Genomic DNA, 25,673 nt, shown 5'->3' on the forward strand with positions numbered 1-25,673 from the left:
AGCAATGACTTACTCATCAATAAAGAAGTTTATCGCAGCGAAAAACGATATATTGTCGCTGTTTGATAAACCTCACCCGGCGCGAGGATCGTATTAGGAAAGTGTGGTTGATTGGGTGAATCAGGGTAATGCTGTGGTTCTAATGCGATCCCATATCTATGCTCAACCGGTTTACCGCCTTTACCAATAACTGAACCATCCATAAAGTTACCCGCATAAAACTGTAATGCTGGCTCTTGGGTTTCTATTGACATATGACGCCCACTCACAGGATCATACAAAGACGCTTGCACCTTCATAGAACCGTCGTAATCACTAAACAGCCAATTATGATCATACCCGCCAAATACGCTATCAACCCCACCGCCCATTTTTAATTGCTGATCATGTGTCCGAATTTTCTCGCCAATTTTCATCGGTTGACGAAAATCAAATGGTGTTCCTGCTACAGGTACTAACGCCCCTGTAGGGATCAGTAGATGGTCAACTGGTGTGATTTGTTCGGCGATTATTTGCAGCTTTTGCCCTTCAACATCACGTTGCATGTTACCGGATAAATTAAAATAGGTATGTGACGTTAAATTCACCGGTGTTTTTTTGTCTGTCGTGGCTTGGTAGGAAATTTTAAAACCGTTATTTTGATCTAAACTAAAGGTAACTTTAATCGCTAAATTACCGGGATACCCTTCCTCACCGTCAATTGATAAGTAGTTAATTTCTACTTTATTATCAACAATTTGACCTTGCCACAAGCGCTTATGCAATCCTTTTAAACCACCGTGTAATTGGTTGATATTATTATTGGGGCCGCCATTATTCGTCGTTAACTGATAAGTGACACCATCAATCTCAAACTGCCCTTTAGCAATACGATTTCCAAAACGTCCCACTATAGGTCCTGAATAACAACAATCGTTGTAATACTCTTGCCAAGTATCATAACCGAGTATGACATCTTCAAATTTACCATGGCGGTCTGGCACCAAAATAGATTGCACATAACCACCCCAGTTTGACACTTTTACTGTCATACCTTGTGCGTTTTTTAAGGTATATAAATAAACGGCTTGGCCATCGACTTCACCCCATTTTTGCTGGCTGACAGTTATAGGTGGCACTTTTTCATGTGCTTTTTCATGCGGCACTCTTGCATGATTAAAAAGCTGGCACCCGCTCAAAGCCAACCCCAGCGCTATTATCCAAACTGTTTTTTTCCAAGTTGTTGTAAACATCTTTAACCCAATACCGTTTTATGTGTGTGTTTTTATTTGCTGTAGGTCAGGCTGGTGTGCCTGAAGGGGTGAACTAATTAAAAAACAAGCACGGTTACAAACGCTTAACAGTACTCTTAGCAGCACCCCCTACACCCGTAGGTTGAAAAATATTTCGACAATAGCAATAGGGTGACTAGAACTTGACTACGTGCTGCGCCACTGCCTTATATCTTCAACCCTTGTAGAGGCACAGGGTTTTATGCCAAATAAACCCTAACTATCTGGTTTCCTATGCGGTTAAGCCTCGCTACCAAACAATTGCAGTTCGTTCATCTTCCAATCCACGTCGGAACTGCCATGTGTTAACGTAATACGAATAAACTTAGTCTTGTAGCCTAGCGTCTCACTGGTCAACATAAAGCCGCTCTTAATACTGGTATCAACCAATTGCCAATTTTCACCATCCATCGAAAACTCCAATTGATAACCGCGTGGAAATTGCTTCTTAGAATATTGGTTATTAAGCAACACTTGGCTTATGTAATATGGCTTTTCTAGCTCGACTTGCAACCACATGCCTGCTTGTTGTTTAACACGAGTCATCCAACGGCCACCACCCGCTTTACCATCGTTAATCTTATTTAACCACTCTTGGCCATGACTAGCGGTTACCTTCCACCCCGATTTATCCGTAATTTCATTCGCAAACAAAGCGTTAAGCTCAGCTTGCGTCCAAGGTGCATGTCTACCTTTGGTTAACGCTTTAACTTGTTTAATTTGCTCAGCGCTTACACTATTCGCTTCGTTGCCATAATTGTTACGTAAGTAGTTGAGGACATCAGCCACCCATTGGTCATCATTACTAGCCAAAGGCGCCATCACACCACCACCATAATTAACCCCGTCAATCGGTCCCGTTAAACCTTGTGCCATGATGCGGCCCAAAATAGCCAAATTACCGGCAATACGCTTGTTGTTATGGAATGATGGTGCCAACAACCCTTCGCCCATCGGAGTGCCTTTTGCATCGGCTCCATGACAGGTATAACAAAGCGATTTATAGTTTTTCTCGCCACGAGCAACTGATTCAGCTAGCTTTGCGTCACCTGCCGCTAACTTAGCCATTTTCGCTTTTTGTTCGAGTAAAAAGTGCATACTGTATTCAACAGCCGCTAAACTTTTACTATTCGCAAATCGCTGTTTAGCCGCGTCTAATAGCTTAAGGCGCTTGTTCTGTTCAATGGCAACATAAAAAGCCGATAAAATAATTTGCTGACTGGTTTCAAGATCGGCGCTTTTCAGTAAGTGACTCCATAAATCGACCATGCCGCCATCATTTTCTGCTGTCACCAATTGCTCAGAAATACGCACCGCTGCCGTTCTTACATTGGTATCTGGATCAGAAAACTTACTAATTAACAATCGCTTATCAACAACGCCTAATCCTTCTAATGTCCATAAAGCATGCAGGCGAGCGTATTGAGAAGTATGTGACTCGGCCATTTTCTTAAGCTTGCTGATAACAGACTTCTCTTGACCTATTACCAATAATTTTTGCGCAGTAATCCGCCACCAAAAATTAGGGTGCGCAAGGTGTTCAACTAATTGAGAAGGGGTTTCTTGATACATACGTGGTTGAGGGCCGAGTTCAACTCCAGGTCGAGTTACACGATAAATTCGACCTCGACCAATCACTTTATCAAATCCATATTTTTCAATAACCCCGCGTAAATAAGACCCTTCTTTAGTCCAGTTCCCTTCTTGAATAATGCCGCGATACATATCTGCAATCATTAACGTGCCGTCTGGCGCAGTGTCGCTCCACACAGGTCTAAAATTGGGGTCGCGGGTTGCGATAAATTCTTTTTGCGCGTTTTGATAAGGATGAGATAAAACAGAATAACCGTCTGTGCGAGTTATATCGGCGCGGCGAACTAGGTTACCAACGGGTTCCGGTGCAATGTAGTTACCATATAATTCAGGTAACTTATCACCTAAATAAACACTTTGCCCACCTACCGCGGTAAAATGATTTAGCGTATTGTCGTCGCGTACACGGCGTAAGCCACCTTGCACATCAGGTGTGGTTGATAATGGAAAAACCTCTCTAAACCCCTTGGCTTGCTCACCGTTTAATGAAACTTTGCCATATACACTCGGGAACTGAAAAGTAAATGCAGGGTTTTCACCACCAGCAGATGAATAATACAAACGTCCTGCGGCATCTTGCCCTAACCCCCATTGACCACCGCCATAAGCAATATTCTGTGTTTCAATACTTCCATTGCGATAGCGATAGCGCTTATCTGTGTAGGTGACATACATCCAATTGTCGATACCGTAGATTAAACCGCTAGGTTGATGTTCCAAGTTACCACCACGGCGTCCTCCTTTGTACAAAGTGGAACGTTTATCCGCCTTACCATCGCCGTTGGTATCTTCCAATAGCAATAAATCAAAGGTGTTAGTTTCGCGCACTAAAATACGACCATCGTCTAACGTTTGGATCATCCGCGGTAAAAGTAAACCATCAGCAAACACAGACATTTTATCCATCACTCCATCATTGTCTGTGTCTTCTAAACGTTTAATACGGCTAGCAGGCTGCATTTGTCCCGTGCCATCAGCGTCCAACATATAAGTCAGCATTTCAGCGACATACATGCGGCCATTACCATCAAATGTAAATAAAACGGGCTCTTCAACCAGAGGCTCCGCCGCAACCAGCTCCATTTTATAACCGTCCTGCAACTCCATACTCGCTAATGCAAGCTCTGCGGGTAAGGGTAAAACCTTACCTTGATCATTCAGATGCTGAATTTGCTCTGGTTGAATTTTCTTAACTTGAACTAAGGACTGACTACTTTGGCTAGCATTGGGCTCTGAACTACAGCTCGACAAAAAAGCTAAGCTGGTCAAACTGCATAAGGCAGCACAGATGGGAGAAAGCAAATGACGCATGAAATAAGCTCCGAGAAAATAGATAAAGGGGTTAAACCTTGATTTTATTAATATCCAGCCACAACTCCGGTCGCTGTAAAGGCGTTTCAGCACTTAAATGCGGATTGTCAATTTTGAATACGCGGCGATCTTTTACATGAGCTTTTTTCAAAACGTCGCGTACTAACGGATGACTAAAAAAGAAATCATCAAAGCTGCCATCGGCAATAGTACGTTCAAGCTGCACACGTATATCCGTGGCTAACTCTGTATTGTTTTTACCAACAAACAAATACAGCGGCAGTGGATATACCAACATAAGATCAGGCTCGACCACTAAATTTAAGTCCTGACGTGAGGCAACCTCTGAAAACGGTTCGTGCACCGCCCGCGGGAAGTAATCAAAGCGACCGCCTTCTAGCATATAAAATAAATTAGGATATTTATTAGTCACTACCGTTGGAATACCAGCACTGCGTAATACTTGTGTGTCTGTCCACAATTTACCTTGTCCAGCTTTTAAATCTTGTAAACTGGCAAAATCGTTAACCTTGGAAAATTTATCTTGCTCACCATCGCGAATAATAAAAATTCGATGACCTAACAAACCTTTTAAAATGGGAATACGCACTGGTTGTAAACGCTGTTCAATGTCTTTGCCAGCAGCAAAGGCCGCAACCGATAATCCTCCATTTTGCAATTCGGCTTCTTGACGTGATTCAAGCATTTTATGGGCTGCCACCTGCAAATCATATTTAGTGGAGTCTTTAAATAAAAACTGAATAAGGTCAACTTGATATTGGTCTTTAGGTTCGGCAACGTTTAAATATATCAAAGCTTGTTTAGCAAAAACCGTTGTACATAACAAACTCATACCAATAACGCTTAGCCATTTAAAAAGTTGGTACATTCTCAAACCCCATCAAATTAGTATTATATTATAATATACGTTTTAACAAACTTAGCAAGTTGAATGTAAAAAAATAGTTAACAACGACTTTCATCTAACTTTTTTGTTTTTGATTGAGTATTTATACCAATGCCATTGAGTTAACAATTTCTGGTAGGTTTACCGTGGTCTGTTCCAGACGCCCACGGCATTTCCTACATCCTGTAGAAGGTTGAGCTGAAGAATGAAGCCCAACAAAACCGTGGCTTGTGTTGGGCTTCGCAAGCTCTAGGTTTTTTTGTTCCAGACAAATCCCAGCTACTTATATCCATATAAGCAAGCGCCAACCTACGTTGGCTTAAGTTAACGACATTGGAATTTATACTTGCCGTACCGGCAAACTATTCTGCGTAAAAGAGGCAGTTTGTCCGTTTAGATGATTAGCCAACCGCGGTGCGAGATGTTGAATGGTTACTCTCTGTTTTAAATTGATTCAATTGTCACGCCAATATTACGCTGTTTTGACTTCTCCCTTACTCTATAAATTTTTAACCCTAGACGCGCTAAACCAAGACAGCCGTATTTATTGCTCTTTACATACAAGCCTTGCATCAAGTGAAATAAGCTCGTGGCTTACTTATTTGTAAACATGCGTTAATGATATTGTTAACTAAATGACTATTATATAAACTACAATTCGTTTCTAATATAGCACCAAAATAACAATTATGACCAAGCACGCATTGGGTTTTATTGTCAGAAAAAAACAACAACCCCACTTTTCATTATCAAATTCACTGCCAACTTTGTTAGTTTCCTTACCATTACTACTGAGTGCCTGTGGTGGTATATCTAAGCAAAACGTTGAATCAAAGCCCAGTACCATTCAATTTACAGATATTTCAGAGCAAGTTGGCCTTAATACTGAACTGGCTTGGAAATATGGCGGTCCGGCTGTTGCTGATATCAACAACGATGGTCATTATGATTTCGGCCTCACCAATCACAATAAAACCCCAGTAAAAGTCTTTATGGACAAGGGGAATGGCACATATCACCAAGTACCTAAGGTATTTCGCCGAACGGATTTACATGGCATCACCTTTGGTGATTATGACCTCGATGGCGACGGCGATTTATTATTATCAGTCGGCGGTGGTAGTGGAACCAAGCCGAAACCGCCACGTTTATTGCGCAATGATCAAGGCAAATTTACTGACGTGACTAAGCAGTCAGGCATCAGTGAGATGGGTGCTCGTGGTCGTTCTGTACGTTGGATCGATCTCGATTGGGATGGCGATCTCGATTTAATGCAAATCAACGCAGAAAAGATGATCACCGAAGACGTGCCAAGAAATATTTTGTTTGAAAATATTGGCAATGGACAATTCCGTTATCGCGCCAATAAAGATTTTGAAGACATGCGTGCAGAACGTGTACTGCTCACCGACTTTAACTTGGATGGCAAATTGGATTTAATCGCCTTTGAACAACGCGGTGCTTTTTCGGTTTGGCAAGGCACTCAGGCTTTTAGTTTTAAAAATGTCTCAACTCAATTTTTACCGAAAAACACCAATTTTAGTCAGGTGTTAGCTGCCGCCCACTTTGATTTAGACAATGATGGCGATTACGACTACTACCTGTCGCGCGGTAAAGACCATTATTTAATGGCCAACAACAGCCTGTCATTTGATAAAAAATCAGGGCGTTTGGATATTCGAGATCAAGGCAGTGCTAGCCACGATGGCTTATCTTTGCAAACCGATGGCGACATCACCTTAACTGACTTTTGGCACTGGAAACGCGGCAAAAACATGGAATACATGCCAGTGTTTATCGGCAAAAATAAAACTAAACTCAAACCTCCTAGTGAACCATTAACTGTTTCACCCGAACAAGCGGCTGGCTTTCCGGACGAGCTCGATAAAAATGGCTGGTACTTAGGTTATCTTGGCAATGGTCAATGGCGTTTTGAATGGAAACTATTTAACGCCGATGCATGGGGCATACGCGCTGCATTTTTAAACATTAAAGATTACGAAAGTGATTGGCCGCGCGAAGAACCCAATTTACAAGATATATTGCTACGTAATGATGGTGACAAGTTTGTCGACGTTTCACATATGCTACCCAAACAAACTCAGCACAATAACTGGGGGGTGGCTCCGGGTGATTTTGATAACAACGGTACCACTGATTTGATCGTATATCGTTTCGGCCAATTAGAGCTGCGTTTAAACGATTTAATCCTGCTGAATAATCATGGTCAAAACTTTACATTGGTCACCAAACATGGCGCCACTACTGAGGCTGGCACAAAATCGCATGGCGATATGGGCACAACCTTTGACTATAATTTGGATGGTAAAATTGACATACTCAGTGGCGATGATGACTACGGAAAATGGCATTTATACCGCAATGACTCAATCAATGAGCACAATCACTCACTGGTTAGAGTCGGCTATTCACCGAAAGGCACAGATCCTTATGGCGCAATGATCAAAATACAAGCCGGTGATCTACAACAGTTTCATCTTGTGGGTTCGACAAGTGCATCACATTCTCAAAGCTTGCTCAACATCGCTCATTTTGGTTTGGCAAATCACACTAAAATTGACCAGATCAGCGTAAAATGGCGCGATGGTAGTACGAAGAAACTCACTAATCTACCCGCCAATCAATTAATCGCTATTGGCCGAATCAATTCGCCAGAGTAAAAATAATTTTAACCCATTTTATTCATGGCATGAGAATTCAAATTTTAACTTGAATTCTCATGCCATGATCCTCATAAACTTAATCAGTTTCGAATTTAACCTTGTTTTAACACATGACGTCGTTTACGACACACGTCTAAGTAAAATAACATAACGGGAGGATCTACAATGTTATATTCGACTTATTCAACCTTAGCGTTATTTAACCCTGCTCTTCAGCCCAAACAAAGTATTTAATCTCAACCAACTTATGCATGCCGAGGTGATTCTATGAACTCGTTGAAATGCTTATTTGTATTAATATCCATTACACAGTTAATTATCGCTATTCTGCTTTACCAATCTAATGCACAGTCCTTTTATCAAGGTGGAAAAAATGCTTTACCCCCAGATATTGAAATACGGCAAATTAATATCGTGGATGAAGACTCGCGCCTTAAACTCACTAAGCTTGATAACCGTAATATCTGGTATGTGAATGATGAACAGCAAACCTTTGCTGATAACAACAAAGTCGAACAACTGCTCAATGAAATCGTTAATATGCAATTGCAGCTCCCCATTACCGCTGCTCACAATGATTTTGCGCGATTGCGACTAGACGACAACCAGTTTAACAAAAAGGTCAGCGTACAAAGTAAAACAGGTCAAGAATATATCTTTTATGTGGGTGATGCAGTGGGGTTTAATCGGGCGTATTTACGGTTTAGCAATCAAAGGCAAGCCTTTAATCAAGGTATTGATCTGGCGTTACTTAATGCCGATAAACGCTTTTGGTTACATCAAGCTATTACAAGCTAAAAACCAAGTCATTTAAATTTTATGCGTTGGCTTATTTCAGGCCATAGTTTTTACGGTTTAGCGCCCATAACTAGCCCGTAGCGAGTGTGACTGTCTAAATGCAGGTTATTTATAAAAATATGCGTAATTTTTATAAAAATCCCGCTTGAATAGCTAAACCACTAGCCTTAAATAATGACATGTAATGAGTGCTTAATCGATAAATAAGGCTTGTTACATTTTGAATTTGTTATGTATTGCTTCTTTGGAGGATATGTTATGAACTCAATTGATTTAACCCCACTATATCGCAACAGCGTAGGCTTTGACCGCTTTGCAAACTTAGTCGACAGTGCGTTAAACACAGAAAGTGTTACCACTGCCTACCCTCCCTATAATATTGAAGTACTTGATGACAACCGCTACGCCATCACATTAGCTGTGGCCGGTTTTGAATTAAGTCACCTTGATATTGTAGTCGAGAAAAATATTCTCTCAGTTAAAGGTAAAAAGCCGGAAACAGACGAGAAACGCGAATACTTATATCATGGTATTGCAACGCGCACATTTGAGCGTAAGTTCCATTTAGCGGACTTTGTTGAGGTATCTCGAGCCGATTTGGACAAAGGGCTATTAACCATAGAGTTGGTAAAAGAAGTACCGGAAGCCATGAAACCCAAAATGATCGAGATCAATCAACCCGCGGCCGAAGCGATAGAGCATAAAGTCGCATAGTGGCTCAATGTAAACCGAGGTGTATCACATATCTATTGTGATACACCTTTACCTTAGTATTCGCCTGTGTGAGGGACAGGAGGGAATTTAAATGACAACCGTTTTAACAACAGCTCCCACTTCAGACAAACTTGACGGCACTGGTGGCTTTCATGCCTATATTAATTACGTTAACCGTCAACCTATACTCGATGAAAAAGAGGAAAAGGAACTACTCACGAAATACCATACAGAAAAGGACATTGAAGCCGCGCGCAAGCTCGTTTTATCTCATCTGCGCTTTGTCGCGTACATTGCCAAAGGGTATTTAGGTTACGGGCTTAGCTATGAAGATTTAATCCAAGAAGGCAATATTGGATTAATGAAATCCGTCAAAAAATATAAAGCTGAGTATGCAGTTAGGCTTGCTACATTTGCGGTGCATTGGATCAAATCTGAGATCCACAACTACATTATCAACAACTGGAAACTCGTGAAAATTGCCACAACGAAAGCCCAGCGCAAACTCTTTTTTAAACTTAAAAGTCTCAAACAGCACGTTAACTGGATGACTAAGGAAGAAACAACTGATATTGCGAACGGCTTAGGGGTGCCTGAACACGAAGTTAGGTTAATGGAACAACGCCTTTTTGCCAATGACTATTACATTATTGAAAACAATGAAACAGATGACAGTGAAAGCGTACCCCTCGCTTTTTCATTAGAACAAAACTTGGGGGATACTAGCCTTAATCCTGAACAAAAAACCATAGAGCACATCGATGCACAATCCAGACGTAAACAAATCCAAACCGTGTTAAATCAGCTCGACATGCGCACCCGTGATATTTTAGTGAGTCGTTGGTTTTATCCGGATGAATGTAAGCTTTCATTAAAAGATTTAGCTCAGCAATACAAAATATCCATAGAGCGAGTTAGACAAATTGAACAGGCAGGATTACAACAGTTACGCCAAGGCATACAAGAATAAATCCTGCCCTACATGAATACCTTGTAGGGTCGGTTTTATATCGACTAACACAGCGCATCTATACCATATCCCAACCAACATTGGCAGGGATAAACCCTGCCCTACAAAAATACCTTGTAGGGTCGGTTTTATATCGACTAACACAGCGTTTCTATACCATATCCCAACCAACATTCGCAGGATAAACCCTGCCCTACATGATTACCTTGTAGGGTTGGTTTTATACCGACTAACACAGCGCATCTATCCACCCCTGCATTCGCAGGGATAAACCCTACCCTACATGAAGTCCTTGTAGGGTCGGTTTTATACCGACTAACACTGCGTATCTATCCAACCCTGCATTGGCAGGGATAAACCCTGCCCTACAATGTAATTGCTAGCCCTTTCTTGCCCGTTTATAAGCCTGTAACGACGGGATCGCTGAAACGATAACGGCTGCTACTAAAATACTCGCGATCAAATACCAAGCATTAGTCGACAAAGCTTGAATTTGAATAAATAACCCAAATTCAGTCGCCAAGTAATCACTGGCAAATATCAAAGTTAAATACAAGCTAACAATACCGAGTAACACACTCAGCAAGGTGATCAACAAGGCTTCAAGCTCGATTAATACAAATAAAAACCAAGGTCTAGCGCCCATCACTCTGAGTAAATAAATTTCTTGTTTACGCTCCCGAATGGAGGCAAGTAGCATGGCACTTAAGCCCAAAATAGCCGCAAACAAAATTAGCACCGAAACTAAGCGTAAGGTATTTTCCAGCACACTCATCATGCGCCACAATTCAGACAAAGCGACACCCGGTAAAATCGCTAGCAACGGCTCTTTTTTGTAGGTATTGATTGCGCGCTGGACACGAAACGTCGCCATACGGCTTTTCAAGCCAAGCATAAACGCAGTAATAGCTTTAGGATCTTGATTAACCCCACTGCGCCTATTTTGTTGCCAATTGGCGTGAATAGCTTCAATACCCGCTAAACTAACATGTAACGTTTGATCAACGGGCGTTCCCGTTGGTGCCAAAATACCTACCACCTGAAACGGTTTGTCTTTATGTAAACTAAAGCTATTACGGGCCACTCCATGCGCCAACACGAGTTTGTCGCCTAGCTTATATTGTAATTTTTTCGCCACTTCTGCGCCAAGTACAACATCAAACAATTGGTTAAACGCTTGGCCATGGGCAAAGCTCAATTTGTGTTTGTTGCCGTAACTAAACTGACTAAAATATTCAGGTGTGGTGCCCAATACGCGATACCCTTGGTGTGAATCACCCAGCATCATAGGCACTGCCCAATCAACTAAAGGATTGGAGGCAACTTCTTGATAAGCCTGCCAAGAAATATTGTTAGTTGGTGAGCCCATACGAAAAACCGAATACAGCAATAAATTTAAACTGCCGGTTTTTGCTCCAACAATTAAATCAACACCGGACACAGATTTAGCAAAACTCTCTTTTGCTTGATAACGAATTTGCTCTACTCCCAATAAAACAAATACGCTTACTGTCATCGCCAGCACGGTTAACAACACTGAGCCCTTACGATCAACTAAACTTTTAAATGCTAATTTGGCAAACATTAACTTAACTCGGTTTGATGATTAAAATCGGCTAACGCCTCAACTCGGCTAAAGCGGTCAGCCAAACTCATGTCGTGGCTGGCAAATAACAAAGTCGCCTCAACTTCTTTTGCCAAGGAAAATAGTAATTGCATAAAATTATCCGCGTTATGTTGGTCAAGCGATGATGTGGGTTCGTCAGCAATAATTAATTGTGGGCGATTAACTAAAGCTCGTGCAATAGCAACACGCTGTTGCTGACCAAGGCTTAATTTATCTGTTGTTTTGCGCCAATCACTTTGTGCTATGTTCAGTGCGGTTAACAAATCCTCCATCGCCGCGCGTTTGTTGGCTTGCTTTCGCTTGCAAAAATACTGTGCCAACTCAATATTCTCCAGTGCGTTTAAATACGGAATAAGGTTAAATTGCTGAAATATCTGCCCTACGTGTTGAGCGCGAAATTGGTCTCGTTGCGCTTGGCTCATACGCGTTATATCTGTGCCTAGAATATTTAAACTTCCCTGCGTAGGCCGCTGCATACCACTCAATAATTTCAAAAAGGTTGATTTACCACTGCCAGAAGGACCATGAATAAACACTTGTTCACCTTTATTTACACGCCAGTTAGCAATATTTATGATAAGGTCATTCGGTGCGTCTGCGTAAGCAAACTGCATTGCATTAATTTCAATTGTCATGAGTCATTGACACCCTGTTAGCAAACTATAAAACCGCACTTCGTTATGATATAACGTAACCCATAAAACTTGAACGATTAATCAGTATTCCGCGATGGCTAAAATTGTGAAACACGCACCCTTACTTCCCGTTATTCTATTTGCCTTATTAACCTCAGGCGTTCAAAGTTCAGCTTTGGCAATTAATCCACCTGTTACGCCAGATACACCGATTAATGCTAAAAACACCCAGCCGCAAAAACAATCCAGCATGGTGGTGCAAGAGCAAAAAGAAAAACCAGTAACGGGTTATGAAACCATTGAATGGGTCAAATTGATCCCTAAAGAGGATTTAGACGCGTTAATGAACCCACCTGAATATTTGAATGATATTCAGGATGGTTCAGAACAAGATCAATTTAGCAATCAAGTGCAAAATGCCATTGAAGCCGCAAGCAATGACACTTATCAGCAAGCCTTGGTATCAACCAAAGTGTTGACTGAAATGAACGGTAAAAAAATAAAAATCCCTGGCTTTATCGTACCTTTAGAATTTGATGATGAACAAAATGTTATTCAATTCTTTTTAGTCCCCTATTTCGGTGCCTGTATTCATGAGCCACCACCACCGCCAAATCAAATGATTTATGTCACTTACCCTAAAGGGCTAAAAGTTGATGATTTGTATCAAGCGTTTTGGATATCGGGTAAATTGCAAACAGCCTTATTTGAAGACCAATTGGGTACTGCCGCTTACACCATGAATATGGATGAATTTGAGTTATTTTAGTCAGTAAGTTTTGCAGGCTCTGCAAGCATAAATGCTCGCCTTGTAGGGTCGGTTTTATACCGACTAACACAGTGCATCTACCTAAGCCAACATTCGCAGGGATAAACCCTGCCCTACATGAAGACCTTGTGGGGTCGGTTTTATACCGACTAACACAGCGCATCTACCTAAGCCAAGATTTGCAGGGATAAACCCTGCCCTACATGAATACTTTGAGTCGGTTTTATACCGACTAACGCAGCGCATCTACCTAAGCCAACATTCGCAGAGATAATGCCCTACATGAAGTCCTTGTAGGGTCGGTTTTATACCGACTAACACAGCGCATCTACCTAAGCCAAGATTCGCAGGGATAAATCCTGCCCTACAAAAATACCTTGTAGGGTCGGTTTTATATCGACTAACACAGCGCATCTACCTAAGCCAACATTTGCAAGGATAAACCCTGCCCTACAAAAATACCTTGTAGGGTCGGTTTTATACCGACTAACACAGCGCATCTACCCAAGCCAAGATTTGCAGGGATAAACCCTGCTCTACAAAAATACCTTTTAGGGTCGGTTTTATACCGACTAACACAGCGTATCTACCTAAGCCAAGATTTTCAGGGATAAACCCTGCCCTACATGATTTACCTGTTGAGGCGCAATTGTGCTTGGTTTTTAGTTAACACGTTAGCGCCTTGTTGCGTTGTACTTATCCAACTGGCGTTAATTTTATACAGCGCTGAAAACTGGCTGAATAAATTAACCGTGATCGCCGTCAATTCACTAGCATTGTTACATTCAAATTCATAGCTCGCCGTTACTTCACCATGCTGATCAGAATGCGCTTTATGGTCGGAATGCGCGTGCTTTTCATGTTCTTTATGATGGTCTGAGTGTTTTTCGTGTGTTTGTTTGTCATGCGCGTGCTTGTCGTGATCGTCATGATGCTGATCATGACTGGTTAGCACACTAGAAAAATCTGCGTGGCTATGATGTAAATGACAATCGCCACCGGTCAGCGTAAACACCTTGTTTGCTTGCCGTAAATAAGCTTGCGCCTTGGCCACTGCTTGCTTTTCTTGCTTGGTGCTCGCCTGGTATTCAAAGCCGACTAAATTAGCGGCCGGAGTGGTGATTTCTATCGCTAATTTATTGTGCTCTAACACAAGCATTAACTCGGCTTCGCCATGCACATGGGCTTGATGTATTTCTGCGTTCACGACTGTGCTACAGGCGAATAAACCACAAGCCAACCCCAATAAAGAAGGCTTAACTAATCGTATCTGTTTTTTTTACTCGTCTAATCATAACTACTCAGTACTAAACCTTGGTCTAAAAATGTTACATTATAACATTTTAACGCTAGACTTCTGACCAAAGCAATGAATTAAAAGCAAGATTATCGCCACTAACAACCAATCAAAAAAAGCCCCTCACTCGGAGGGGCAACTCACACACAAAGATCGTGCATTTAGGGGCACGAGAACCTAAATCTTAGCTAGCAACTAATGGGGCTTTTTACTATTTTTAATGCGGTGTAGCTGTTCTTTACTAAGTTTCTGGCGAAAATACACATCAGGCTTATGTTTAACTCTGTGCTCTTTCATTTCAGGATCATGTAAATCTAAACTTAAATCACAGTCAAAACGCACTAGCATAGAATGATATTGGCCTCTCTTACCTAAGCCGATAAAGTGCGCCATCCCCCAAGTAATACCACGCCCATATTTAGTGTTGGTAAACGCATCCGGCACATAAGGCGCGGCTGCATAGGGCATCATTTCTGTTATAGAGGCAATTTCAAAATTAACCCCATCTTTCGCATACTGAATGGTATTGTGTTCAGGTCCATCTTTATAAACTAAAGCGGCCATTCCTTCTTTAAAAGGGAATAAAGAGGTTTCATGTCCCGACGTAATAAGCGGATTTAAAGGATGCTTTTTAAAAGGCCCTAGCGGATTGTCAGCAATGGCTAACCCTTGCATCCGCACTTTATGCGGGTTACGGCCAAAGTCAGATTTATAGTAAAGATATATTTTGCCGTCACGCACTAACGGATAAGGGTCGTGGATCGAATATTGATCCCATGCACCTTCTGGACCATTAGGAATAACGATTTTGTTATACGGTGTCCATGGCCCTTCCGGTGAATCTGCCCAAGATACGGCAACAGGGCAATCGTCGCCACGCAAGCCACTGGCTTCCATAAAACCTTGGTAGTATAAATAGTATTTGCCTTTCCATTGTAAAATATCTGTAGTGGTCACCGAGCGCCAACCAACTTTCGGTTTTTCAGGGCGTTTAATGGCGACACCCTGCTCTTGCCATTTAAAACCATCTTCTGATGTAGCGTACCAAATCTCTGATAAATCCCAATCTGAAGAAGGTATTTCATCGGTTGCAAACTTAGCTTTACTCATGCCTATAGGCGGTACTTTTGTATGGCGCTTGGTGTACCAGACATAGTATTTGCCATTATGAAAAATGATTTTAGAAGGATCGCGGCGTGAAATTGTGCCATCGCCACCGTTGTAATCAAACCCTTCTAGTTTCGTGTATTTAAACTGCGAAAACAGTTCATTATATTCAGGCTGAGCAGCAGGGTAGTTGTCAAAAATGCGGTGCATGGCCGCACTCAACGGCATATCCGGTTTTTCCCTTGGCATTTCATAAGGAAAATCTTTGGCGATCCCAGGTAAGGCAAAGCACATTGCCAGCGTGGCGATAAGTATTGGTAAGCGTTTCATTGTAATAACCCATTGGTAATTAATGCAATAAAAGTAATTTATTGCATGTTTATACAAACAAAACTTACACTCAAGATTGTCAACAATCTACGTTATTTACAATTCTTTAAAATCAGATAAACCGCGATAAAAATACCTTGCAGGGTCAGTTTTATACCGGCTTACACTGCGTATCTATCCAAGCCAACATTCGCAGGAATAAATTCTGCCCTACATGAAGACCTTGTAGGGTCGGTTTTATACCGACTAACACTGCGTATCTATCCAACCCTGCACTTGCAGGGATAAACCCTGCCCTACAAAAATACCTTGGTGGGTCGGTTTTATACCGACTAACACTGCGTATCTACCCAAGCCAACATTCACAGGGATAAACCCCGCCCTACAAAAATACCTTGCAGGGTCGGTTTTATACCGACTAACACAGCGTATCTATCAAATCCTAAATTGGCAGGAATAAATCCTGCCCTACATTTTCGGTGCGGTTCGTCAAACTCACGGCACCTTACGTTAGGAGAGATAATTACTCACCGTCGATTGCGGCACCGGGATCTTCACCGCCAATACCAATTTCGGCTTCATCGTAAAGGTTAATCTTGTAAGTAAGTGCCAACTGATTGGGTATGTCATTTGGCTTTTCAATCTCTAAGCCGTTAACCGTGCGCTGCCATTTAACTGGCTCGTTACTGCCTAGCAATTCGATACTACGAATGCTTGAAGATAATACCGCAAGGTTAGTATTTAGCGTTTGGATCACGATATCGTTTTTCGGCACATCCATAACAAATGCATAAACCGTGTCGTCACCTTTTTTGGTAAAACGAATATCTTTATCTGTGTATTTAATTCTTTGCTTCTCGATTTTATGACCGCCACGGCGAATACGCGTTGGCCCTTCACCGAACACTGTCCAAGGGCGAGTACCGTAAATACCTTCACCATTCACGGCTAACCAATCACCCATGTTGATCATTAATTCCTGCATTTCTACTGGGATCGAACCATCTGGATTTGGTGGCACGTTAAGTAACATTAAACCGTTTTTAGATACGATATCGATGATAATGTCGACGATTTCATTTGGTTCAACAAACTTAGCATTTTCATAGTAATACCAAGCACCAGGTGATGTGTCAGTCATCCAGAACTCATCTTTTTGCTTATTCGGGCGGCCACGCTCGTAATCTAATACGCCAACCGATGACGGGAATGAGGTATTTTTATAGTTGATAACCACATCTTTGCCCCATTTCTTGGCTTGATTATAATAGTAAGCGACGAATTTCTTACGGTATTCTTCGTCTAACTCCTCAACCCACCAGTCAAACCAAATAACATCCGGCTGATACTTATCGATAACTTCTTTTAAAATGGCAAACCAGTTATCGTGAAAACGTTTAGTTGGTTTAAAGTCTGTTAATTCATGCTGATCCGTGTATAGATCTGAAGTCTCTTGCGTTGCATCAAATTTATATGCATTTGCGTAGTAAACCCACGTGAACGCATGGTGGAATGACGTAATAAACTTCATATCTCGTGCTTCAATTTCGCGCTTTAACTCTCCCGTGACATCAATACCAGTAAAGTCTTTTACGTTCCAACGTGTCACTTCGCTGTCCCACATCGCAAAGTTATCATGATGAATAGCGACAGGACCGGCAAACTTAGCGCCTGAACGTTTAAAGAGCTCTGCCCATTCAGCGGCATCAAACTTGTTTGGATTAAATTTTTTGATGATGTCTTTGTAACCAAATTGCGATGGATGGCCATGGTTTTTTACATGTTGTTCAAACACATAGTGAGTTTTCGGCTGACCGTTTTTATCTAAAATGGGTTCACCGGTTTTCCAGTCGTAGCTTTGATCCATATACATGTTTAAGCCATACCAGCCCGCTGGCCATTTTAAGCCAATATTAGCAGTAGCCGTTGGCCCCCAGTGAGTATAAAGGCCTAATTTGGCGTCTTGAAACCATTCTGGGATATGGTTAACTTCAGCTAATGAATCCCAATCTTCCTTATAAAAGTCCCCTTTTTGCTCAGTTGTTGTAACATCAGCCGCTTGTTTTGTAGCAACGCCTGTTGTGGCGTTAGACGCTTTGTCAGCATTACAAGCAGTTAAGCCGATAACCAAAGCAAGTGTTGTTAAGCTTGTGCTCACGCTTTTTAAACTAGGTTGTTTATTTAGTACTTTCATCGTTATCTCTAAATTTTTTCTATTAATATTTTTATTAAACCCTGTTGGGCGCACTAGGCTCGGTTTTATACCGACTAACACTGCGTATCTATCCAAGCCTACATTCGCAGAAATAAATCCTGCCCTACATGCATACCTTGTAGGGTCGGTTTTATACCAACTAACACAGCGCATCTATCCGAGCCCACATTCGCAGGGATAAACCCTGCCCTTTTATTAAACCCTTGTAGGGTCGGTTTTATACCGACTGACACAGCGCATCTATCTAAGCCAACATTCGCAGGGATAAACCCTGCCCTTTTATTAAACCCTTGTAGGGTCGGTTTTATACCGACTAAAACAGCGCATCTATCCGAGTCCGCATTCGCAGGGATAAACCCTGCCCTACATGAATACCTTATAGGGTCGGTTTCATACCAACTAACACAGCGCATCTATCCGAGCCCACATTCGCAGGGATAAACCCTGCCCTTTTATTAAACCCTTGTAGGGTCGGTTTTATACCGACTGACACAGCGCATCTATCTAAGCCAACATTCGCAGGGATAACCCCTGCCTACAAAAAGAATGCGTAACAAATCACCATGACGACAACCAAGGCTAAGGACATAATGCGTGGGTCAGTTACACCTGATATTGGTTTTTCGGTTAGCACCATCATTGGACTCTTCCAACAGTAACGGGCAACAATTTCGCGATCAGGCTCTGGGGTTAAATAGCTAACCACAACTAAAATCGCACTGCTGATAACGAATAACCACCAAGCTTGGAGCATAAATGGAATACCCATATGGTCAGTAAAGAAACGGATCGCATCGCCATTGGCGTCATAGCCCATAAATAGTCCAGATACCGCAGGGAAGTCTAAACAGAAAACTAAAATACCGCAGGCAAAGCCACCAATCAGAGTCCAAAGGGCAGCTGTTGCTGTACCGCGCGCCCAGAAAATACCCCAAATAAATACCGCACTAATAGGTGGTGCTAATACGGCAATCATTTGATTGATTCCTTCAAAAATACCACCAAATTTTTCGCCTTGTGTTGACCACGAGATGGCAAGCAGAAGAACGATTGCAACCGTAACCCGACCATAGAAAACTAGCTTTTTATCTTCAGTATCAGGGCGCACACGTTTAATAATGTCGATACTCACCAATGTCGCGGTTGAGTTTAAGCCGCCAGCCACGGTACTCATTAACGCCGCTAAAAGCCCAGCAACCACAATACCCTGTAGGCCAATCGGTAATAATTCTTGGATCATGATGACCAAGGTTGCGTCTTTGTTATCAGCAATTTGTTCTTTAAATAACACGTAAGCAATAACACCCGGCAGTACCATAAATAGCACAGGCAAAATTTTAATAAAGCCAGCAAAAATAGGACCTAACTGGGCGTCTCTCTCGGTTTCGGCACCTAATACACGCTGCACAATGGTTTGGTCGCTACACCAGTACCAAATACCTAAAATGGGATAGCCCAACGCCATGGCATACCAGCTATATTCTCCTTCGGTACGCACCATACTTAGCTGATCTGGTTTAACCGCTTCTTTTAGCTCACTTAACGAGGTAATACCGCTGTCGCCTAATGCCATAAAAGCAAAGATCGCAACCGCACCAGAGCCAAATAACAAGGTCACTGTTTGCACAGCCTCAGTTACCACCACCGCTTTTAAACCACCTAACGCTGTGTATATAAGAGTCAGAGCAGAAATGATAAGAATTGACCAGATGATGTCGATATCAACAAAGCTTTGAAAAACAACGGCACCAGCATAAAGAGTAACGCCAATATGGATAAATAAGGCACCAATGACTCCCATAATAGCCAACACCGTTCGCGCACCCGGACCATATCGCCCTTCCACATATTCAGGTAATGTCGAAATTTTGCTACGGAAATAAAATGGCGCAAATACCAAACCAAGTAGAATAAGTAAGAAGGGCGCTAACCATTCAAAGTTACCGACAACCATACCTTGGTCGTAACCCGATGCAGCTAGGCCAATTAAATGTACTGTTGATATATTGGTTGCGAATAACGCCAAACCTATCATAGGCCAACGTAGTGAACGACCAGCTAAAAAGTAACTGCTACTGGAAGAAGCCGAACCTCGCCCAGAATAACAACCTAATGCCGTAATACCCACGAGGTAAACAATGATTATCGTTATATCAAGCCAATGTATATTCATACTCTCACCTGTTAAAAACCAATTGCTGCACCACCGTCAACCGGTATGCATTGGCCTGTTATAAATTTTGCGGCTGGCGAACATAAGTATGCTGCCATCTGAGCAATATCTTCTGGATCACCCATTTTTTGCATTGGCGTACGGGTAAGCACTTTTTCTTTTCGCGCCGGATCATTCGAGAAAGCTTTGTCTGTCATTGGCGTGTGGATCCAACCAGGCGCTATCGCATTCACCCGTATACCTTGAGATGACCACTCTGCCGCTAAACCACGAGTTAAACCTAAAACCGCTGACTTAGCAGTGGTATAAGCGATGACATTAGGTACACCCATATACGAAGCCATCGACGCTAAAAAGATAATGCTACCTTTTTGATTCTCGAGCATGTTAGGCGCTACCAGCTGTGATAAGGCAAATGCGGCTTTAACATGCGTATCTAAAACGGCATCAAAATCTTCAGCACTGACATCAAGCGCGGGCTGTTTAATATTTTGCCCTGCGTTGTTAACTAAAATCGAAATAGATTGGCCAAACTGTTCTGTCGTGTGAGTGACCATGGCAGTTCTATGTTCTGCACGGGTGACGTCACCGGCGTAAAACGTTACGTTTTCACCAGTCTTACCCAGCTCACTAATTGCCGATTCAAGCATGTTAGCGCGGCGGCCAGTAATACAGACTTTACAGCCGGCTTCGATTAGAGCTTTAGCAATCGCGAAACCGATACCACTACCACCGCCAGTTACAAGGGCGACTTCACCCGTTAATGAATGTTTGTCTGAAATATTAATCATTTTTCTAGTCTTACATTTGTAGGTTGGGCTGAAGAATGAAGCCCAACAAACCTAGGTAATGTTGGGCTTCGCAAGCTCAGCACCAACCTACGCTGATTCAAACCAATTAGCCTGAGCGAGAAGACTATACCCGTCTATAACCAAGCTCCGCACCACCCGATACATGCAAAATGTGGCCTGTCACAAAACGCGCATCGTTGGACAATAAATAAACTGCTGAAGAGGCGATCACATCACCTTCAGGGCAATAACCCAAAGCATGAATATCATTTAAATAGTCTTCCATGGCTTGCGGCTCTGCTTGTTCACTAACCCACTCTCTTAACATGGGTGTCCATACACCCGCTGGGCATATAGCATTAACGCGAACACCTATTTCGGCGTAATCCAAAGCCATGGATTTAGTCAAGGCGTTCATGCCGCCTTTGGTTGCTGTATAAGCGGCATGATTAGCTTGACCTAAAACCCCTGCCATGCTCGACGTATTAAGAATGCAGCCCTTAGTTGCTTTTAACGCCTCTAAGCCATGGCGGGTGGTTAAAAACACACTTTTAATATTGGTATTAAATACCTTATCCCACTCATCCATTGTCGTTTCATGAATGGGTTTAGTTGGCGCACCTACACCGGCATTATTATGAATAACATCTAAACGTCCGAACGCTTCTAAAACAAAAGTAATAGCCGCTTTAACTTCACTGTCATTTGACACATCACAACGAATACCATAGTGCGTTCCCGCTAGCTGGTTGGCTTTTTGCTGGGCGTACTGGGCGTCTAAGCCGCAAATGACAAGCTTTGCCCCTTCATTGGCATAAGCTTTGGCGCATTCCCAACCAATACCATCAGCGCCACCGGTTAAGAAAATAACCTTATCCTTTAACCTCATTTTTTACCCTCTAGCCCTGATGTCGTTATTGGTGTCGTTATTTGTGTCATTTGCGACCAGTTACCTTCACCATGCAGGTTAATTAGGCACTGTTCCGTGTGTTGCCACCATCTTTGAGTTGTTGGGTCTTTGGCCATTTTGGCGTTATCTTTTTTGATATTTTCGCCGATGTATTCTGTGTAAGTGAACAAATAGAGCTCGCCTTCTAGTTCAATCAAAAACGTTGTCCAGTTACGGTAATTTGAGTTAACCATGCCATCGACAACACCAGGCCAGTTCGCTTGATGTAGTTGGCGATATTGCAATTCCAATTCAGGTTTAAGGCCGCTCATTAAGCCCATTTTTTGTACATTGGGTTGGGTGTGCGGAAACACTTCTGTACTGGCAATTAAATTCATCCATTCCATGCGCAACCAAACTTGCCCTTTGGCAGCGCGTTTATGTGGTGTTAAATATTTAGTTAAATTGGCCAACTCAGGGCTAGCATTTGCCAATAACGCCTCCTTTCCTTGGATTGACTTGTCTAAACTTTCGAAATAGGCAAAAACCACAGCTCGATTATTCACTTCGCGCACATACATGGATAAATTAAATATGCCTTGCTGGCTTAACTTGGCATCGTGTTGGCTAACCTTGCTTACCAAGCTTTGCAGTTTTTGCGTTTGGCTGGGCTTAACAAATGCAATCAAACCTATGCGCTGGCGATCTTCAAAGCGCATACGGTTTTCATAAGGCGAAAAAGCCAACGCTTGTGCGCCAAGCAAAACTAAAAAGGTGAGTATCAGCAGTTTTTTCATCATGCTAGTCTTATCTAAAATTAAATTTTATTTATGGTTGCTAACGCTTCGGCGGTTGGTTCCATACCTGCACCCGCCGCTTGCGAAGCGACATAGTAACCGTCTTTCACTTGGGCTGGGTGTTTCATCCAATTGCTTAACCAAGGAATATATTCCAATAAATTACACGCAGGATGTGCCATACATAAGTGTTGATGCACTTGTCCCATATCGCCAACGTGTGGCACAACAGGTAAGTTATTAGCATGGGCCAGCTCAGCTACAGTCCACCACTCGGTAATACCCGCCAAGCGCACAATATCGGGTTGCACATAGTCCACCGCACCCGCTTGAACAAAGTCGCGGAATTGCTGCGTTAAGTATAGTTGCTCGCCAAGCGCGATTGGCGTTGACATGGCATTGGCTAAACGTTGATGACCTTTAACATCGTCAAAGCCCATTGGTTCCTCGATCCAGCTAATATCGAATTGGGCAAGCTGGTTACCTAAACGAATAGCATCGGGCAACGACCAACGGCCATTAGCATCTGTCATAATACGGACTTCATCACCTAATGCATGCCGAACCGCTTCGATGCGACGCAAATCTTCAGTGCCGGAATCACCACCAACCTTAATTTTAACCGCGCGGTAACCTTGCTCTTCCACCATACGTTTGCAGTCTGAAACTAAATCTTGTTTCGACCAATTTAACCAACCACCATCAGTGTTATAGGCTTCAAGTTTCTCTTTGCCTGATGCGCCTAATAGATGCCAAAGCGGCATATCTAACGCTTTACATTTTAAATCCCATAGCGCAATGTCAATCGCCCCTAAAGCTAGATGAGTAATGCCTGAGCGGCCAACCCAATAGATCTCGCTCGACTTATACATTTTGTGCCATAAAGCGCGAGTGGCTAATGCATCTTCACCGATTAACAAAGGGCCAAAACTATCTGTAATACATTCAACGATTAGCTTGTCAGTAGGCAAGTGTGCGTGTGTGCCTGAAAAGCCATAACCAACATGACCAGTATCAGTATGAATGGCCACACCCGGTGCTCCCCAATGGGTAATGGAATGAGTACTGTCTTTAATGCCACCGCGCGTAACCGGTGCATGTAAAATAATGGGTTCTAATTTAGTAATTCTCATGGTTTACCCTAATGTTTAAATTCTTTTCTCTTTCGTAGGTCAAGGTTCGACTTAATCCCCAATCATAATCAAACACATTCACCCTGAGCGAAGTCGAAGGGTCGTGTCTATCTAACATACTGAAACCCTTCGACTGCTCCGCGCTCAGGGTGAAAGTACAGTGCTGTATGGAACCAACCCTCAGTTCTCAAACTAATACTCAATTAATGCTTTGATTAACCCTGGCTGGCCAATTAACTCTAGTAGTTGAGTATCTAGCTGATCAAACTGCAAGGTTTGGCTGATCATAGGTGTGGGATCAATAGCCCCAGATGAAATCGCGTCGATAACCTGTTTAAAATCGTCTGAAATAGCGGCGCGACTTGCCGCCAAGGTAATGCCTTTATTAACAAAATTTTCAACGTCGATTTTGACTTGCCCTAAATGCAAACCAACAAAAACGACATGCCCACCCACTTCCACTAAATCAAAACAAGCATTCATTGAATGTTCGTTACCCGTTGCATCGATAATACGCTCTGGCAATTGGCCAAAATGCTGATAAATATCGTCTTGTAATGTCGCGCCCACTTTGTAGGCTTTACCTAATTGCAGTGTGTGTTCGGCAAACTGTAAGCGATTGTCATCAACATCAACCACAAGCAAATTAGCGCCCGCGGCTTTAGCAAATAATGCGGCCGCTAAACCAATAGTGCCCATGCCTAAAATCACCACAGGATCACCCTCGCTAATTTCAGCGCGTGACACGGCATGCGCACCAATAGCTAAAGGTTCGACTAGCGCGGCTTGCTCAGGAGTTAATTGATTAGCTTTATGTAAATATTGCGTCGGCACAGTCATAAATGGCGTATGACCACCATCAAAGTGAATGCCTAATACTTGCAGGTTAGAGCAGCAATTTGTTTTGCCAGTGCGACAAGCAAAACATTCGCCACAGAAATAATAAGGTTCGACGACACAACGGTCGCCCGCTGTGAGTTCACTGCCTTCAGCTGGGCTGACCACTTCAACACACAGCTCATGACCTAAACGGCGAGGATAAGAAAAGAAAGGTTGCTTGCCAGACATAGCATGAATGTCGGAGCCACACACACCACAACTTAAAACTTTAACTAAGGTTTCCCCAGCTAAAGCTTGCGGCATAGCAACCTCTTGAAAACTAAATTTACCCGGCTCAATAAGGTTTAAACTTTTCATTATTAGCGCAACTTATCTATTTCAAATTTAAATAGAGCTCTTCAACAATTGCGGCTAATGTTAACAGGAGGTAAAACTTACATCTTGCACTATTGAATTTATGGTAAATATTATAAAAAATAGCCAAAATTGAGCTGCAGGCCAATAAAATAGGGAGTTAAAGTCACTAGCTCAGCTAGTAAATTGCAACAAAAAAGTTCTATAAACCCAGTTTTCAATCACAAAAATGACATTAATTTAAATAACCTCGACTTACTCTCGACTTATTAGTGGTAATAAATACAATTAAAAAAAATCAAACGATTAACAAATAAATTCCTAGCATAGAGTCACAGCGCTAGGGTTATAGAGGCTGAACTCAAGTTTCAAACAAATCCTACGTACTTACAATCCATGTAACGCGCAACGCGATAAAATACACCTTTTTTGTTCATAAATTTAAAGATGCACTTTCATATTTTAAAG

General features: G+C 42.3%; 19 protein-coding genes. 5 read left to right on the forward strand and 14 right to left on the reverse strand.

What is annotated here, in order from left to right:
* Positions 1-29: 29 nt before the first annotated feature.
* The 3 genes from C2869_RS03535 to C2869_RS03545 form a co-directional block, all read right to left on the reverse strand.
* Positions 30-1,232, reverse strand: coding sequence for an aldose epimerase family protein (locus tag C2869_RS03535; protein WP_108601639.1), 1,203 nt, complete (start codon positions 1,230-1,232; stop codon positions 30-32).
* Between the two features lie 279 nt (positions 1,233-1,511).
* On the reverse strand, positions 1,512-4,175 hold the full coding sequence (locus tag C2869_RS03540) for a DUF7133 domain-containing protein (RefSeq protein ID WP_108601640.1): 2,664 nt from the start codon (positions 4,173-4,175) through the stop codon (positions 1,512-1,514).
* A gap of 31 nt (positions 4,176-4,206) precedes the next feature.
* Positions 4,207-5,064 carry a diguanylate cyclase gene (locus C2869_RS03545; protein ID WP_108601641.1) on the reverse strand — a complete coding sequence of 286 codons (858 nt, stop codon included), beginning with the start codon at positions 5,062-5,064 and terminating at the stop codon, positions 4,207-4,209.
* A 707-nt stretch (positions 5,065-5,771) separates the two neighbouring features.
* On the opposite strand from C2869_RS03545, the gene C2869_RS03550 reads away from it, so the two are divergent.
* The 4 genes from C2869_RS03550 (at position 5,772) to C2869_RS03565 (ending at position 10,248) form a co-directional block, all read left to right on the forward strand.
* Complete coding sequence (locus tag C2869_RS03550; RefSeq protein ID WP_108601642.1) at positions 5,772-7,763, forward strand: CRTAC1 family protein; 1,992 nt, start codon at positions 5,772-5,774, stop codon at positions 7,761-7,763.
* Positions 7,764-8,033: 270 nt separating this feature from the next.
* A complete protein-coding gene (locus C2869_RS03555; protein ID WP_108601643.1) occupies positions 8,034-8,564 on the forward strand; it encodes a DUF4340 domain-containing protein in 531 nt (176 codons plus the stop codon).
* A 258-nt stretch (positions 8,565-8,822) separates the two neighbouring features.
* Complete coding sequence (locus C2869_RS03560) at positions 8,823-9,278, forward strand: Hsp20 family protein (protein WP_108601644.1); 456 nt, start codon at positions 8,823-8,825, stop codon at positions 9,276-9,278.
* 91 nt (positions 9,279-9,369) lie between these two features.
* Positions 9,370-10,248 carry an RNA polymerase factor sigma-32 gene (locus C2869_RS03565; RefSeq protein WP_108601645.1) on the forward strand — a complete coding sequence of 293 codons (879 nt, stop codon included), beginning with the start codon at positions 9,370-9,372 and terminating at the stop codon, positions 10,246-10,248.
* A gap of 379 nt (positions 10,249-10,627) precedes the next feature.
* On the opposite strand, the gene C2869_RS03575 is transcribed toward C2869_RS03565, so the two are convergent.
* Both C2869_RS03575 and C2869_RS03580 read right to left on the reverse strand, forming a co-directional pair.
* The gene (locus C2869_RS03575; protein WP_108601647.1) at positions 10,628-11,833 is read right to left on the reverse strand and encodes an ABC transporter permease; all 1,206 of its coding nucleotides are present in this window, start codon (positions 11,831-11,833) and stop codon (positions 10,628-10,630) included.
* Positions 11,833-12,510 (reverse strand): ABC transporter ATP-binding protein, encoded by a 678-nt coding sequence (locus C2869_RS03580; protein WP_108601648.1) that lies wholly within the window; start codon positions 12,508-12,510, stop codon positions 11,833-11,835. Before C2869_RS03580 ends, C2869_RS03575 begins: the two co-directional genes overlap by 1 nt.
* 106 nt (positions 12,511-12,616) lie before the next feature.
* On the opposite strand from C2869_RS03580, the gene C2869_RS03585 reads away from it, so the two are divergent.
* On the forward strand, positions 12,617-13,279 hold the full coding sequence (locus tag C2869_RS03585) for a DUF3299 domain-containing protein (protein WP_228710754.1): 663 nt from the start codon (positions 12,617-12,619) through the stop codon (positions 13,277-13,279).
* A gap of 631 nt (positions 13,280-13,910) precedes the next feature.
* Here C2869_RS03585 and C2869_RS03590 read toward each other — a convergent pair.
* The 9 genes from C2869_RS03590 to C2869_RS03635 all read right to left on the reverse strand — a co-directional run bounded on the left by C2869_RS03590 (position 13,911) and on the right by C2869_RS03635 (position 25,208).
* A complete protein-coding gene (locus C2869_RS03590) occupies positions 13,911-14,486 on the reverse strand; it encodes a ZrgA family zinc uptake protein (RefSeq protein ID WP_159084015.1) in 576 nt (191 codons plus the stop codon).
* A 285-nt stretch (positions 14,487-14,771) separates the two neighbouring features.
* Complete coding sequence (locus C2869_RS03595; RefSeq protein WP_108601650.1) at positions 14,772-16,013, reverse strand: glycoside hydrolase family 117 protein; 1,242 nt, start codon at positions 16,011-16,013, stop codon at positions 14,772-14,774.
* Between the two features lie 523 nt (positions 16,014-16,536).
* Entirely contained in the window at positions 16,537-18,207 is a 1,671-nt protein-coding gene (locus tag C2869_RS03600; RefSeq protein ID WP_108604952.1) for an alpha-L-fucosidase, read from the reverse strand.
* A 556-nt stretch (positions 18,208-18,763) separates the two neighbouring features.
* The gene (locus tag C2869_RS03610) at positions 18,764-20,401 is read right to left on the reverse strand and encodes a sodium:solute symporter (protein WP_108601652.1); all 1,638 of its coding nucleotides are present in this window, start codon (positions 20,399-20,401) and stop codon (positions 18,764-18,766) included.
* An 11-nt stretch (positions 20,402-20,412) separates the two neighbouring features.
* Complete coding sequence (locus C2869_RS03615; protein ID WP_108601653.1) at positions 20,413-21,192, reverse strand: SDR family NAD(P)-dependent oxidoreductase; 780 nt, start codon at positions 21,190-21,192, stop codon at positions 20,413-20,415.
* A 124-nt stretch (positions 21,193-21,316) separates the two neighbouring features.
* Positions 21,317-22,081 (reverse strand): SDR family NAD(P)-dependent oxidoreductase, encoded by a 765-nt coding sequence (locus C2869_RS03620; RefSeq protein ID WP_108601654.1) that lies wholly within the window; start codon positions 22,079-22,081, stop codon positions 21,317-21,319.
* Positions 22,078-22,881: an L-rhamnose mutarotase gene (locus C2869_RS03625; RefSeq protein WP_228710755.1), complete on the reverse strand. Its 804-nt coding sequence runs from the start codon at positions 22,879-22,881 to the stop codon at positions 22,078-22,080. The genes C2869_RS03620 and C2869_RS03625 overlap by 4 nt, the downstream gene beginning before the upstream one ends.
* A 17-nt stretch (positions 22,882-22,898) precedes the next feature.
* Positions 22,899-24,011 carry a mandelate racemase/muconate lactonizing enzyme family protein gene (locus C2869_RS03630; RefSeq protein ID WP_108601656.1) on the reverse strand — a complete coding sequence of 371 codons (1,113 nt, stop codon included), beginning with the start codon at positions 24,009-24,011 and terminating at the stop codon, positions 22,899-22,901.
* A 192-nt stretch (positions 24,012-24,203) separates the two neighbouring features.
* Positions 24,204-25,208, reverse strand: a complete 1,005-nt coding sequence (locus C2869_RS03635; protein ID WP_108601657.1) for an alcohol dehydrogenase catalytic domain-containing protein — start codon at positions 25,206-25,208, stop codon at positions 24,204-24,206.
* Positions 25,209-25,673: the final 465 nt, after the last annotated feature.

The sequence above is a fragment of the Saccharobesus litoralis genome (genome assembly GCF_003063625.1).
In the GTDB taxonomy this organism is placed as follows: domain Bacteria; phylum Pseudomonadota; class Gammaproteobacteria; order Enterobacterales; family Alteromonadaceae; genus Saccharobesus; species Saccharobesus litoralis.